The following is a 13443-nucleotide window of genomic DNA, read 5'->3' on the forward strand; positions in this document are numbered from 1 at the left end:
CCGGCTGTCAGCTTGCCTGCACGTAGGGCGCAAGGTGATCGATCCGGCCGGTGAGGATGTCCACGGTGTTCTCGAAGGCATCCGGGTTGGTGCTGTGCACCGGGTCAGGAATCGACCAGTGGATCCGTTCGGGGTCCGGTGTGAGTTCCTCATGGGCGCTGTCGCACACCGCGATCACCAGATCGCCAGAAGCCAACACCTCGTTGAGATGACGCGGTGGCCGCGTCGACATCGGCACCCGCCGTTGCCGCGCGGCGGCGACCGCCGCCGGATGAATACGGTCCACCGGATGCGTGCCCGCCGAGGTGGCCAACACCGGACTGCGCCGATTCCAGATAGCGGCCGCCAGCTGGCTTCGAGCCGAATTCTGCGTACACACAAACACCACCCGGCGCGCATGACGGACCGCCGCGGGCACCAACTGCTCGAGCGCCTCACGCTGCAGATGCAAATAGGTGCGGCGTCGGTCGGCTTCGGATCGAGTCCGCCCGATCAGACCGGCCTCGGTCAAAACGCGCAGGTGATGGGCCATCAGGTTCGACGGCACCGACAGCTGAGCCTGCAACTCCGAGGGAGATGCGTCGGCGATCAACAACTGATCAACAATTGCCACCCGATATGGATCGGCCAGGGCGGCGTGAATCTCGGCGCGCCGCGACGCGTCGACGAGATCAGGCTGACCATCCATTGGCTCAATGGTCATTGAGTGATGGCAGGCCGTCAAGCCGGAGCTCGACCTACCGGCGGCCCCATTACTGCTCGACCGACTCGTGTTGTCCTCTGGGCTTCCTCGGGACTGCGACCCGCGGTGCGCGCCGCAGTCGGACGGACACGAGCGTGCACGCATCGCACCGCTCGCCCTCGGGGCGTCGATGCATGAACTCCCACCACCCGGGAGATGAATGCTCGGTGACATCACCCGGCGAATCCCGTTACGGCACTTGCCCATCACGAGATCACTCAATCATCATTGAGGCAATCATGGCTGAGCGATATGCGGACGGGCCGCAGGCGAATGGTGCGGCCCGAATCGACGCCGCGGCACGGCACCGTGGCCACGCCGTTGTCGGCGCACACCGTGTCCCACCTGCTTGGTCAACCCGCAGCGATGTGCGGCTGACTGCCCAGGCCAACACGTATCCACCCCTATCCAGACGAACGCAAAGGACACAGTCGACATGACACTTCGCCGATCCCGCACGGCGGCAGCTCTGGCCGTTGGCGGGGCACTGCTTCTGGCTGGGTGCGCCACCACCGGACCCGTGCAGCCCTACGCCAAGAACGCCACGGTGGACTGCGGGGGCACGCCGACCCTCACCGCGAGCGGATCCACCGCGCAGGCCAACGCGATGACCCGATTCATCAAGACCTACGAGGATGCCTGTCCGGGCAAAACGGTCACTTACACCGCCAACGGCTCAGGAGCCGGCGTCGAAGAATTCCTCAACGGCAAAACTGACTTCGGCGGATCAGACACTGCGCTACAAGGTCAGGAATACGCGGCTGCCAAGCAACGCTGCGGCGGCTCGGACGCCTGGAACCTGCCTGCCGCTTTCGGCCCCCTGGCCATCACGTTCAACCTCAGCGAGGTCGACGTGCTGACCCTCGACGCACCCACCATCGCCAAGATCTTCACCGGCGCCATCACCCGATGGGACGACCCGGCGCTCGTGGCACTCAACGGAAAAATGCCCGCCCTCGACATCCATGTCGTCTATCGCAGCGACTCATCTGGCACCACCGACAACTTCCAGCAGTATCTGCAGGCTGCCTCCGAAGGTGCGTGGACCCACGGCGCCGGAAAGACATTCCAGGGCGGCACGGGGCAGGGCGCACCTGGCAATCAGGGCACCTCGGAGGTCGTGAAAAACACCGAGGGTGCCATCAGCTACAACGAATGGTCCTATGCCATCGAAAAGGAACTGGCCGCCGCCGACATCCGGACCTCTGCCGGCATCGTGCACATCGGCTCGGACTGGGTCGGCAAAACCATCTCCTCGGTCGGAATTACCGGCCAGGGCAACGACATCGTCTTGGACCTGAAACCGATCTATCTCCCCACCGAAAAAGGCGCCTACCCAATCGTGCTGGCCAGCTATGAAATCGTCTGCTCGAAATACCCCGACCCCGAGGTAGGCAAGGCAGTCAAGGCATTCCTGCACTCCACCATCACCGCCGGCCAGACCGGGCTCAACAAGAGCGGCTACATCCCGCTGCCGCCCGACTTTCAATCCAAGGTCTCGACAGCAGTCGACAGCATCACCTAGCCGCGGCCCCGCAGTGAGGCCGACCATCTTCGGCAACAACCGGTCTCGCGCCGTTGCGCTCACGCGCCTGCGCTCCGGGCGAGGGCGCCAGCGTCTGACGCACGGATCTGAGTAAGCGGGGCGGAGTCTCAGGAGGGCACTGGAGGGCGTCTGGTTGGCGGTCACCCGCCTCCTGCGCGGCCGGGCCTAGGTCCTCCTCGCACCGGCGCTTCGGAAAAGCCACTCCTGAGACCCCGCCAGTCCAATGTACTACTAGTAGGGCAGACTCTTGTGTTGCTGAACTGACTACTGGGTGGCGTGCCGACCCGACCCAGTCAGACAGACCCCGAACGAGCCGCCCAGTGGGCCCAGCGCCGCCGCGCTGTGGGACGTCGTATCCGCAGCTTGCGGCTCGAACGAGGATTAACCCAGGAAGCGCTCGCCCTGGAGTCGGGCGTCACGCGCAATGTGCTCATCCACGTCGAGCACGGCAAGCGCGGGCTGTTGTTTGAGCGGCTCTATGACATCGCCGAGGTGCTCGGAGTGCCGGCCAGTGACCTGCTCGACGACTCGATGGACACCTGACACAGTCCGTGGGTGTCCGTCCGGGGGTGAGGGTGGTCGCCCGGTGGCGATTCACTGACCGGGTAAGAACGCGACATACGCGCGGCGGGTGAGGGTCAATTCGGTGAGCTCTGCGGGATTCTGATCGGCCAGCGCAAACGCCCACGGCGTCAAGCCATGATCACGTGCCGCACCCGACACCGAGGCGAACTCATCGCGAAAATGGTTGCGCTGCCCCGAGGTCCAGTCTCGATGGTCGACTACCAGCGTCCACGGCCGCGTGAATCGGCGCGAGTCGGGGTCGTAACCTTCTCCGGCATATAGTTCAACCCGGTAGATGCCGTCGACGTCGGAGATCTGCCCCGTCCAGCGCAGCTGGGCATGAAGCACCCGCCGATGCGGCAGCCGGACGATGTCGCGGCGCGGGAGTCCTTTGAACGCGAATTGGTACCGGTCGGCGTTGACGCCCGGAAGCTCGATCGGCGACCCTCGGCGCTCCTCGGCGCTCATCTCCAGAAACGCCGCTGCGAATGGCCTGATCGATCGGGCGATCGCGCTGCCCGACGTTCTCCGGCGTACGTCACCTGTCGCCGATACCGGCACTAGCGAGGTGCGGCGGCGATCTGCACTCGGCGACAAGCTGGCGGCGGGTTCCCCGCTGATCTTGCGGTCCTCGGATTCGACCAGCCGGGTCGGACGCAGCACCGGCAGTCGGCCAGGGGAACCGCCGGCGATCACGCCACCGGCAGCGGCGGTCTCATCAACCAGGGTGCAATTCACATGCTGGCGAAGCGGTTTGGTGGCAAAGTGCGCCTGCACTCGTCGGTCGGGGCGGTGGGCTTTCGGGTACATCTCGACGCTGCAGCCGCAGCACCGAAACGTCGCGGCCTCGACCTCGGCATCGGTCCAGGCCCGCAACTCCTGCGCCGACACCACGACTGCCGGATCGGTCCCATCGATCACCGCACTGTCCACGACCGCCCCCATGTCGACCGCCCCTGCAGATGGCCGACCCCCGGCGCATCCGAGCAACCCGCCCAGCACACCGGCGCGGCCGCTGCCCCCAGTGTCGCAGCCACCGCCGACACGCACGTCAACGCGAGCACCGCCGCCACCGTGCTCGACGTCGGGAATCCGGCACTGAGCTATTTGATATATATCAAATAGATGGTTATGGTTGGCGGCATGCCCAAGGCGTTGCCTGTTATCGATGTCAGTGCCCCGATCTGTTGCGCCCCGATCTCCGCGGCGCCGATGGATGAGGACGTCGCCGTCGCGCTCGCGCTGCGTCTCAAGGCATTGGCCGACCCCGCTCGGCTGCGGCTGATATCGATCCTGCTGACCGCCCGCGACGGTGAGCTGTGCACTCAAGACCTGGCCACCGCCGTCGGTCTGTCCGACGGCACCGTCAGCCACCATCTCGGCCAGTTGAAGAAGGCGGGATTGGCGCTGTCGCAGCGACGCGGGATGAACGTCTACTACCGGGCCCATGTCGCTGCCCTCGACGCCTTGCGCGGCGTGTTGGCTACCTGCTGCTAACCCAATCAATCCCATCGTTCGCCCTCTCGAGAAGGAGTTCTCCCGTGACCGCTTCAGTGCCAGTGGATTTGCCGTCGGTGTGGACGCCCGCCGATTTTCCCGATGAGCACGCATGGTCGATCGACCTCTCGCCCGCGGACCGCCGGGCTCTCATCGACTACGGGCGCGGCGGAGCGCAGCAGGACCTGGCACGTCACTTCGCCCCGGCAGCCGCGCGGTGGGCGGCCATGCTGCAGCGGGGAGCGGGGTTTGTGCGGCTGCGCGACTTCCCGATCGAAGACCTCACCGAGGCTCAGATTGAGCACGCCTACCTGGGGCTGGGCAGCCTGCTGGGCCAGCCCGTCGGTCAGGATCGCCACGCCAACCTGCTCACCCATATCCGCGATGAGCGCGGCCAGCACGGCCCAGGTGTGCGCAAGTACCGGACAAATCTGCGCCAGGACTTCCACAGCGACGGTTCAGATCTGGTCGGCCTGCTGTGTCTACATCCGGCCAAAACCGGTGGCGAATCAAAGATTGTCAGCGCCCACGCGGTCTACAACGAGATGTTGCGCCAAGACCCGCACCTGGTGGAGGTGATGTATCAACCCATGCCGTGGAGCCGCAACGGGGAACAGCCTGCCGGTGAACCCGAATTCTTCGAACTGGCACCGATCACCGAGATCGACGGCGTCCCACGGCTGTTTTTCATCGCCTGGTACATCCGCGACTCCCAACAGCACGCGGGCGCACCTCGACTGTCCGATGACCAGTTGGCCGCGCTGCGCCTGGTCGAGAACATCGCCAACGATCCGGGCTTTCACATCGAAATGGACTTTCGGCCCGGCGACGTGCAAATCCTCAACAACACCACGGTGCTGCATTCACGCGAGCAATACACCGACCACGACGAACTGAGCCGGCGGCGCCATCTGTTGCGTCTGTGGCTGACGACCGACACCCCGACCACCCACGAGCTGCTCCGCGGCGGGATCCCCAACCAGACCGCGCGCTGACACCTCCAGGCACCGGTGGGATGCGAACGCTGGTCTGCTCGCATCCCGCCGGTGGACCATCACTGCGTTTTCAGCACCTCGGCCAAGGGCTCGGGCGCGACGTGGTGGCCTTGGCCGGTCAGCTGCACCAGAGTGGCGTGGGGAAGCTCGTGCGTGAGCAGGTCGATGGCCTGGTGTAGAAACGCCGCGCTGGCGGTGCCCGACACCAGGGTGGTGGGTGTGTGCAGGGTGGCGTAGCGGCGCAGATCAGCGGGCAGTCCCGACAGCACCTCCATGGTGGGCAGCAGCGTGGAGGCATGGGCCACGTTGGCCAGCCACAACGGGTTGTCCCGTGCGGCAGCAACTTCGGCCGGTGAGAGTCCGCCGCCCCCGCGGCCCAGCGCATCCAGGACCAACTCCTCGTAGCGTCCTGCGTCGAGCATGCCGCGGATCCACTCCGGATCCGGGATGGGGTAGGTGATCGGCAGCGGTGGTTCATACAGCGCCAGGCGCGGCACCAAATCTGGTGCGGACAGCGCGGTTTCCAGTGCGACAACAGCACCGAACGAGTAGCCGAACAGGGCATCGATCGGGCCAAGCGTGTCGATGACTGCGCCGACATCCTCGGTGTAGCGGTCGATGTGTGGCGGTGACAGGCCACGCTGGCTGGTTCCGTGGCCGCGCAGATTGATCAGGGCGACCGTGAACCGGTCGGTGAGATGGTCGGCCAGCGGCATCAGACTTAGTGCGGTACCCAGGCCGCCATGCACCGCTACCAGGACCGGGCCCTCACCACGCACCAGGTACGTGATCTCCGTGCCGTCAGCTGAGCGCACCGATCCGCCGCGCAGCCACCCGTGGCTGCTCGTCGTTGCCACGCGCCTTGGCGGGAAGGGTTGCGGGCCAGCAGTTTATCCACGACATAGGTGGCGTCCCGGCCGACGCCGCGTAGCGACGCCGAAGATAGGGACCGCTGCCACTCCAAACCTACGAAGCCCAGCCCCAGGTGAGTGCGCGACAACCCGCGCCGCTGTCGGGGCAGCGCGCGGTCATCGAGTGCCCCCAGGTCGGCGAGATAGTCCAGCGCGGGCCGATACCCGGTCGCGCACAGCACGGTGTCGACTTGTTCGCGGGTGCCGTCGGCCCACACCGCCGAGTCGCCGTCGAGACGACGGAACATCGGTCGCCGGTCGGGACGACCGGCGGTGAGCGCGTCCCGATAGGTGCCGTGGTCGAACACCGGAACGGTAGGCGGTTGGTTCAGCCACGGGCCGATCGGTGCGGCATCCAGGCCGGTGACGGTGAACCAGAAGTGCATGTCGCGACCCCACGGTCGCTGCGGAATGAACCGCACCCGGTCTCGGGTGGCCAGGGATACGTCGGTGACTTCAGCCAGCTCGGCACCGATCTGAATTGCCGAGTTGCCGGCGCCCACAACCACGATGCGCCGCCCGGCCCACGGGTCGGGACTTCGGTAGGCACTGGCATGCAGCAGTTGGCCGGTGAACGTGTCGGCTCCGGGGAAACTGGGCAGGTAGGGCTTGGCGAAGCTTCCGGTCGCGGCGATCAGGATCGGTGTGCTCCACTGCCGGCCCGCGGCGGTGAAGACGGTGAAGCCACTCGGGTCGCCGGTGACGGTGGTGACCGCATCGCCGGTGTGGATGTCCACAGACAGCCCTGCGGCATAACCGCGGAGGTAGTCGATGACGTCGTCGCGATGCGGATAGCGGTCGGGATCGCCCGGGAATGCCACGCCGGGCAGCGCGCTGTAGCGGGCGGGGCTGAACAGGGTCAGGCTGGCGTAGTAGTCCGGCCAGGATCCGCCGGGTTCACCACGAGCGTCCACAATGAGCGGGTGCAGGCCGCGGTCGCGTAGCGCGGCGGCGGCGGCCAGTCCGGATTGGCCGGCACCGATCACGATCGCGTCGCGTGGTGAGGCGGAAGTCATTGCCGTGACGGTTCTTTCGTCGATGGTGTACCGGTGGTGAGTTCGGGTGCTGCCACGCCGGTGGCGGTGGCCAAGACCGCTGCCAGGCCGGCGGCCGCGCCCAGGACGACGAACATGGCCGCGTAGCCGTGCAGCGCGGTGGCCAGTGCGGCGCCGATGAACGGGGCTAGTGCGGTGGTGAACATCAATGGTGCTGACAGGATTCCGCTGAGATGCCCGTAATGGGCTGTGCCCCAGCGTTCTGTCACGGCAGTGGCCTGCAGCAGCGTCATGATGCCGCGCACCATGCCCGCCACGATCGCGACGCCGATCAGCGCCGCCAGCGAGGTGAACAGTCCCAACAGTGCGGTGGTGACCGCAACGATGCCCATGATCAGCGCAGTGCGGGTGACGACGCCGAAGCGCTGCACCAAACTCTGATAACCGATCCGGCCCAGCACCTGGCCCACGCCGCCGAGGCCGAGGGCCACCGCCGCTGCCTGGGTGCTGAACCCGCGCTGGGCCATCAACGGGACGAGGTTGATGACCACGGCGTAGGAGGCCAGCGCCGCCAGCGCGAACGCCGCCGTCAGGGCGACGAAGGGGCGGGTGCGTGCCGTGAGGGTCGCAGCCTGCACCGCATGGTGATGGATCATCGGCGGCCACGGCTGTCGCAGTCCGACGAGGTGGGCCGGGATGGTCACCACCGCCAGCAACGCCGTGAGCACGAGATAGGTGGTACGCCAATCCAGATGCGCCGAGAGCACTGCGGTCAGCGGGGCGAAAACAGTGCTGGCGAACCCGGCGACCAACGTGAGCACGGTCAGCGCCCGCACAGCATGGGGAGCGAAATACCGCGTCAGCGCGGCGAACGCCGGCGCGTAGAACACCGCGCTCATCGCCACGCCGGCCAGCGCCCACGCGGCAAGAAACCACCCGAAGGTGGGGGCCGCGGCGATCCCCAGCAGTGCGGCGACACCGAGCACCGAACCACCTGTCATGACCCAGCGGGGGCCATGGCGGTCCAGCGCTCGGCCCACCGGGACGCTCATGATCGCCGAGGTGAGCAGGCCTGCGGAAAACGCGGCAGTCACCGCCGAGGCCGACCACCCTGTGTCGCCGCAGATCTGGGGCAACAACACCGGGAAGGCGTAGTAGAGCACACCCCAACTGATGATCTCGGTGACACACAGCGTCACCAGCACCCCGCGCGGGCCGTGCGAGCCGGCGCGGGGCGGCAGTGATGCACTGCGCGGTGAGGTCATCCGCCGATCGGATTGAGTGACAACGTCAACGGCTGCGGGGCGCTGGCCGTGCTGCAGCAGCCGCCCTCATTGGCCGCCTCAGCGTCATCAACCAGGCCGCCGCCGCTGCACACACCGGTCTCGGGCAACACCAATTCGACGCGCTGCGCCGCCTCGTGGTCACCGGCCAGTTCCGCGGCCACGCTGCGCACCTGCTCATAACCGGTCAACGCCAAGAAGGTCGGGGCGCGCCCGTAGGACTTCATCCCCACCAGATACAGGCCCGGCTCGTCGGGATGGGCAAGCTCGGTCGCGCCGTGTGGGGGCACACTGCCGCACGAGTGCAGGTTGGGATCGATCTCGGGGGCCAGCTTGGCCGGGGCCTGCAGGATCGGGTCCAGATCCAGTCGCACCTCCGACAGGAACGACAGATCAGGCCGGAAACCGGTCAGCACCACGACATGATCAGCCGGCGCCAGCGTGCGCTCGTCGTCGGCGACCAGCACCACCTGGTCCTCGACGCGATCGACGCGCTCGGTGCGGAACCCGGTGTGCAGCTTGACCAGTCCGGCATCGACAGCCGCCCGGGCCCGAATCCCCAGCGCGCCACGCTGCGGCAACGCATCGGCCTCGCCGCCGCCGAAACCATCACCCACCGCGCCGCGCCGCCACACCCACGACACCTGCGTGGACGGATCCTCGCGGACCACCTCGGCCAACTCGATGACTGCGGTCATCGCTGAATGGCCATTGCCGACGACCACCACATGGTTACCGGAGAACTTCTCAGATTGGTTGCGCGAGGCGGGGATGTAGGTCACCAGACCCGCGTCGGCAGCCGCCTGCTCGCCGATGGCCGGAAGACCGTCGGCGCCCGCAGGATTGGGCTGCGTCCAGGTCCCCGAGGCGTCGATCACAGCCTGGGCCAACACCCGAGACTGCGCGCCGGCCTCATCGCTGATGCGCACCACGAATGGGGATTCCGCACGCCCGGTGCTGAGCACCCGGTCATGGCCCTGACGCGAAACGCCCACTACCCGGGCGTCGTAATGCACCCGATCACCGAGGGCCTGCGCCAACGGCGCCACATAGTCGTCGATCCACTCTTGCCCGGTGGGGTACCCCGAAGCCGGAGCTACCCACCCGGTCGGAGCCAGCAGCCGGGCAGCCGCCGGATCGATCAACTCGGGCCACGGCGAGAACGTACGTACATGAGACCAGCCCTGGATCGCCGAACCCGGCCCGCTGCCGGCCTCCAGCACCAGCGGCGTCAGGCCGCGTTCCAACAAGTGCGCAGCGGCAGCCAGGCCTTGCGGGCCGGCACCGATCACAACAACGGGCAGGTCGGACATCTTCTCTCCTCGGATCGACAACTATCGATACATCGACAATGCTCGATACATCGATGTTTGTCAATGTGTGTGGCATACTGGGGTCATGGCCAGCGCAACTGTCGCGGTGACCGCCACCGATATCGGTGCGTGCTGCTCTCCGCTGACCGGCGGTGTGATCGACACGCCGGCAGCCGAACGGCTCGCGGCGGTGTTCAAGGCCCTGGCCGATCCGGCCAGAGTCAAGCTGCTGTCACTGATCGCCGCCTCGGCCGGCGGTGAGGCCTGCGCCTGCGACCTCACCGAGCCCCTGGGTCTGTCGCAGTCGACGGTGTCGCACCACATGAAATTGCTCGTCGAGACTGGCCTGGTTAGCCGTGAGCAGCGCAGCAAATGGGCCTACTACCGGGTCAACGAAGTCGCGCTTGAGCGTGTCGCGCACCTGCTGATGGCCCGCTAGTCCCAGGTCTACCCGCCCCGCCGCCCCTTCTGTCCTAGGCGGGCCGTCCTTGTTCGGCCAGTTGTCGGCCATTGGCGCCAATTCTCTTAAATCGCAGTAATTTTCACGCCCAGCCTCGATCTGGGCCGTGGCTCCGAGTGGTCTGCCCGCGCAATCCGGTGCCGCGGGCCTGCGGTTTCGGTCACGGTGCCGAATCGGGGTTCGAAGTGTGAGCTCGGCAACCTCACCCTTGTCGGTAGTTGACGTTGTGGTGCTCGATCCTGCACAGTGTCGATGTCGTGACCTTTGGGTGGCACCTAGGGCACCGATGAACTATTGAGAGCCCCGCACTCCGTCGAGTGCGGGGCTCTTTTTGTTCTGGCGACACGCCGATGCCTGCATGCTCAGCAATGTCCTGAGCTGGAAATTCCATAAATGTTATTCAGAACATGTTGTATGCCCCCAGCTCGATGACCACTAGGTGTAGTGTTTGCGAAGCCACCCAAAGAGCGGCTCAGCGAACGCTGGGCCGGAGAACTTTCGAGACGGAAGGTCACGACAACACCATGACGGAGCAGTCCGCATCCGAGCACGCGTTCATTTCCTATGTCCATGAAGACAGCGATCACGTCGACAAGCTGTGCAACCTGCTGAACGCGGCCAGCATTCCGCACTGGCGGGACAGGGCCGATCTGGGGCCTGGCGACATGTGGAAGGCCAAGATCCGCGAGGCGATCAGCTCTGGCTCACTGGCCTTCCTCGCATGCTTCTCAACGAAGTCCACCGGCAAGCCCAAGAGTTACCAGAATGAAGAGATCACGCTCGCTGCAGAGGAATTCCGCCTGCGCCCGCCTGGCCGAACCTGGCTCATTCCCGTGCGATTCGATGACTGCGAGATCCCCGAATGGGATCTTGGTGGTGGCCGGACGCTTCGCGACATCAATTACATCGACCTGTTCGGCGACAACTACGCCGAGAACGTGGTGAAACTGATCGAGGCCACCAAGAAGGCCATGGGCCTGACCGGGGTCGACCCCGCCACCGTTCGAACAGCAGTCAGCGAAGCCGCCGCTGCCGAGCGTCCAGCCCTGCTGCGGCGGCTCACCAAAGACATGATCCGCGACCCGTCCCGGGAGATCGAACTCGATGAACTGATCACCCAGGAGATCTCCAACATGCTGGCAGGCATGCGTGACACCGAGCGTTTCCCCTCGGCGTTCTCCGGCACCACCAACGACGAGCACATCGTCCAGATTGCGGAAACCGCGATCGACTACTGGCGGTTGGTCGAGCCTTTCTGTGCATCGCTTCAGGTCGCTGCACGCTGGGGATCCCCAGAGTCGCTGTCGCCGTGGATCAAAGGCATCCGCGCCCTCACTGCGGAGGCGGTGAAGATGGTGGGCGACTCGCTCAACGCGCTGCGCTACCTCCCGAGCCTCCTCACGGTTACCGTCGCCGCCATGGCATCCAGTGGCCAGGGCCGCTGGGACAACTTCCGGGCGCTCATCGTGGACAATGTGGTCCCGAACCCCCGCCTGCAGGGAAAACGCGTGGCGATCATCGAAACCGTCAGCCCCTACACACCTTTCGGCGGAGCTGCCGAAGTCGCGGCCCACATCCTGGCTCGCTCAGAGACCACCGATGATGACCTTGCCACCGCCCTGGCTGGATACAACAAGAAGTACGGGAAGTTCCACACCCCGGTTTCCGAGTGGCTGTTCGCTATCTTGAAGCCGAGCTTCGTAGACCAGTTCCCGGACGACGACGCCTACCAGGATGCGTTCGACTACACCGAGATTGCCGTCGGAGTCGTGAACGAGGACCTCGGATTCATGCGGGCCGCTGAGTCTGGCCGCCCGTCCTACTCCCGAAACAAGTGGTTCGGACGTTCCACCTGGCGCTATGCCCACCGTCACTGCGAACCGGTGAAAGACTTCGCCGATGAACTGCAGCTCCGCGGGGAGCAGTGGGAACCGTTGCGTGCTGGCCTGTTCGGCGGGTCACCGGATCGCGCACGAGATGCCACCAAGCAATACGACGAGACCTTCAAGGAAATCGCCAGCCACAGGTGGTGAAGGTGGGCGCCGAGCCTGCGAGTGTGTTGCTGGCCATCGTGATCGATGGCCAGCACCCGCTCCGCCGATCACTGCGGCAACAAACGATCCCGCCATGCCCGGCTGACGGCGCAACGCTGACTGGGTGTCGGTAACCGGTTGGTGGCCATGGTGATTGCCACGTCGATGTCAGCAGAAGATGACGGGCCGTCGCCGAGCGCGGCGATCGCGCAGCTGAGCTGGCGCGCCGTCAGAGACGCCGGCCCGTGCAGTGCGATCAACGTCGCATGCCCTGTGCGTGGCGCCTGTTCGGCATAGCCGGCCCTCAGCCACCCAATCGCCGCGGTCAGCGCGGAACGCAGCGGGGCGCCGGGCTGAGGTCCCATGCGACCGGCCCCGCGCCCTCGGGTAGCGCAAGCCGACGAAGGGAATCGGTGGCGCAAGCGGTTACGCATGAGCGGCAACGCCAAGTTCGTTGAGCAGCTGACGAACTCGGCGTTCGATGTCATCGCGGATGGGGCGCACCGCATCGACATTCATGCTCGCCGGATCCTCCAGCTTCCATTCCTCATAGCGGCGACCCGGGAAGACCGGGCAGGCATCGCCGCATCCCATCGTGATCACCACATCGGCAGCCCGAACGATCTCCTCAGTCCAGGGCTTGGGGTACTCACCGGAGATGTCGATCCCGCGTTCGGACATCGCGGCCACCGCAGCCGGGTTGATCTCATTGCCCGGCTCCGAGCCGCCCGACCACGCCACCGCCGCATCCCCGGCGAAATGGCTGAAGAATCCCAAGGCCATCTGGGAGCGACCGGCATTGTGCGTGCACAGGAACAGCACGGTCGGCTTGCCGGTATCGCTCTTGCCTTCCACCTTGGCCAGCGCCCGTAACCGTTGGCGTGCGAAGCGCTCGGCCAGCAGCGGCAGAAACCGTGGGATCGAGGCCCTGCTCGCGAACTGGTCATAGGAGGAGTGCAGAAATCGCTCGATGGTCTCGATGCCGAAGCTGTCGGTGAACTCGTTTTCGAGCCGAACCGCTGCGGTCTTGAGCGCGAGCTGCTGATCGATGGACAGGTCGGAGCGCAGGTGGGTGGCGACGTTGTCGGACATGGTGGCAGTGAC

At 65.9% G+C, this 13443-nt stretch carries 14 protein-coding genes; 6 read left to right on the forward strand and 8 right to left on the reverse strand.

All coding sequences use genetic code 11. The features are described from left to right. Positions 1-7 precede the first annotated feature (7 nt). Positions 8-688, reverse strand: coding sequence for an arsenate reductase/protein-tyrosine-phosphatase family protein (locus RMCB_RS32295; protein WP_005086309.1), 681 nt, complete (start codon positions 686-688; stop codon positions 8-10). A 490-nt stretch (positions 689-1178) separates the two neighbouring features. Between RMCB_RS32295 and pstS the strand changes: the two genes are divergently transcribed. Together pstS and RMCB_RS32305 are read left to right on the forward strand one after the other, a co-directional pair. Further along, complete coding sequence (gene pstS, locus RMCB_RS32300) at positions 1179-2267, forward strand: phosphate ABC transporter substrate-binding protein PstS (RefSeq protein ID WP_005086308.1); 1089 nt, start codon at positions 1179-1181, stop codon at positions 2265-2267. A 297-nt stretch (positions 2268-2564) separates the two neighbouring features. Next, entirely contained in the window at positions 2565-2831 is a 267-nt protein-coding gene (locus RMCB_RS32305) for a helix-turn-helix transcriptional regulator (RefSeq protein WP_072278586.1), read from the forward strand. A 51-nt stretch (positions 2832-2882) separates the two neighbouring features. Here the strand turns inward: RMCB_RS32305 and RMCB_RS32310 are convergent, their stop codons facing one another. After that, positions 2883-3797: a hypothetical protein gene (locus tag RMCB_RS32310; protein ID WP_234792319.1), complete on the reverse strand. Its 915-nt coding sequence runs from the start codon at positions 3795-3797 to the stop codon at positions 2883-2885. Positions 3798-3995: 198 nt separating this feature from the next. On the opposite strand from RMCB_RS32310, the gene RMCB_RS32315 reads away from it, so the two are divergent. Together RMCB_RS32315 and RMCB_RS32320 are read left to right on the forward strand one after the other, a co-directional pair. Then, complete coding sequence (locus RMCB_RS32315; protein WP_044520461.1) at positions 3996-4349, forward strand: Rv2640c family ArsR-like transcriptional regulator; 354 nt, start codon at positions 3996-3998, stop codon at positions 4347-4349. A gap of 44 nt (positions 4350-4393) precedes the next feature. Then, entirely contained in the window at positions 4394-5344 is a 951-nt protein-coding gene (locus RMCB_RS32320) for a TauD/TfdA family dioxygenase (protein ID WP_044520459.1), read from the forward strand. Between the two features lie 59 nt (positions 5345-5403). Here RMCB_RS32320 and RMCB_RS32325 read toward each other — a convergent pair whose 3' ends face one another. From RMCB_RS32325 to RMCB_RS32340, 4 genes are read right to left on the reverse strand one after another with little or no spacing between them, the layout of a single operon-like run. Further along, entirely contained in the window at positions 5404-6159 is a 756-nt protein-coding gene (locus tag RMCB_RS32325; protein WP_234792320.1) for an alpha/beta fold hydrolase, read from the reverse strand. After that, complete coding sequence (locus RMCB_RS32330) at positions 6096-7271, reverse strand: flavin-containing monooxygenase (protein ID WP_234792321.1); 1176 nt, start codon at positions 7269-7271, stop codon at positions 6096-6098. Before RMCB_RS32330 ends, RMCB_RS32325 begins: the two co-directional genes overlap by 64 nt. Next, on the reverse strand, positions 7268-8515 hold the full coding sequence (locus RMCB_RS32335) for an MFS transporter (protein WP_090518279.1): 1248 nt from the start codon (positions 8513-8515) through the stop codon (positions 7268-7270). Before RMCB_RS32335 ends, RMCB_RS32330 begins: the two co-directional genes overlap by 4 nt. Continuing rightward, complete coding sequence (locus RMCB_RS32340) at positions 8512-9846, reverse strand: NAD(P)-binding domain-containing protein (RefSeq protein ID WP_044520458.1); 1335 nt, start codon at positions 9844-9846, stop codon at positions 8512-8514. Before RMCB_RS32340 ends, RMCB_RS32335 begins: the two co-directional genes overlap by 4 nt. Positions 9847-9931: 85 nt before the next feature. Between RMCB_RS32340 and RMCB_RS32345 the strand changes: the two genes are divergently transcribed. Together RMCB_RS32345 and RMCB_RS32350 are read left to right on the forward strand one after the other, a co-directional pair. Next, complete coding sequence (locus RMCB_RS32345) at positions 9932-10285, forward strand: ArsR/SmtB family transcription factor (protein WP_084388662.1); 354 nt, start codon at positions 9932-9934, stop codon at positions 10283-10285. 428 nt (positions 10286-10713) lie between these two features. Beyond that, positions 10714-12339, forward strand: a complete 1626-nt coding sequence (locus tag RMCB_RS32350; protein ID WP_084388663.1) for a toll/interleukin-1 receptor domain-containing protein — start codon at positions 10714-10716, stop codon at positions 12337-12339. A gap of 68 nt (positions 12340-12407) precedes the next feature. On the opposite strand, the gene RMCB_RS32355 is transcribed toward RMCB_RS32350, so the two are convergent. Both RMCB_RS32355 and RMCB_RS32360 read right to left on the reverse strand, forming a co-directional pair. Beyond that, positions 12408-12704, reverse strand: coding sequence for a DUF3349 domain-containing protein (locus RMCB_RS32355; protein ID WP_044520454.1), 297 nt, complete (start codon positions 12702-12704; stop codon positions 12408-12410). Positions 12705-12765: 61 nt separating this feature from the next. Further along, the gene (locus RMCB_RS32360) at positions 12766-13431 is read right to left on the reverse strand and encodes an arsenate reductase ArsC (RefSeq protein ID WP_044520453.1); all 666 of its coding nucleotides are present in this window, start codon (positions 13429-13431) and stop codon (positions 12766-12768) included. Positions 13432-13443 lie beyond the last annotated feature (12 nt).

It is taken from the genome of Mycolicibacterium brisbanense (genome assembly GCF_001570425.1).
GTDB classification, from domain to species: Bacteria; Actinomycetota; Actinomycetes; order Mycobacteriales; family Mycobacteriaceae; genus Mycobacterium; species Mycobacterium brisbanense.

Coding starts and splice junctions, on each gene's coding strand:
- RMCB_RS32295 (WP_005086309.1), bottom strand. CDS start 688: ATGGATGGTCAGCCTGATCTCGTCGACGCGTCGCGGCGCGCCGAGATT.
- pstS (WP_005086308.1), top strand. CDS start 1,179: ATGACACTTCGCCGATCCCGCACGGCGGCAGCTCTGGCCGTTGGCGGG.
- RMCB_RS32310 (WP_234792319.1), bottom strand. CDS start 3,797: ATGGGGGCGGTCGTGGACAGTGCGGTGATCGATGGGACCGATCCGGCA.
- RMCB_RS32315 (WP_044520461.1), top strand. CDS start 3,996: ATGCCCAAGGCGTTGCCTGTTATCGATGTCAGTGCCCCGATCTGTTGC.
- RMCB_RS32330 (WP_234792321.1), bottom strand. CDS start 7,271: ATGACTTCCGCCTCACCACGCGACGCGATCGTGATCGGTGCCGGCCAA.
- RMCB_RS32335 (WP_090518279.1), bottom strand. CDS start 8,515: ATGACCTCACCGCGCAGTGCATCACTGCCGCCCCGCGCCGGCTCGCAC.
- RMCB_RS32340 (WP_044520458.1), bottom strand. CDS start 9,846: ATGTCCGACCTGCCCGTTGTTGTGATCGGTGCCGGCCCGCAAGGCCTG.
- RMCB_RS32345 (WP_084388662.1), top strand. CDS start 9,932: ATGGCCAGCGCAACTGTCGCGGTGACCGCCACCGATATCGGTGCGTGC.
- RMCB_RS32350 (WP_084388663.1), top strand. CDS start 10,714: ATGTTGTATGCCCCCAGCTCGATGACCACTAGGTGTAGTGTTTGCGAA.
- RMCB_RS32355 (WP_044520454.1), bottom strand. CDS start 12,704: ATGGGACCTCAGCCCGGCGCCCCGCTGCGTTCCGCGCTGACCGCGGCG.
- RMCB_RS32360 (WP_044520453.1), bottom strand. CDS start 13,431: ATGTCCGACAACGTCGCCACCCACCTGCGCTCCGACCTGTCCATCGAT.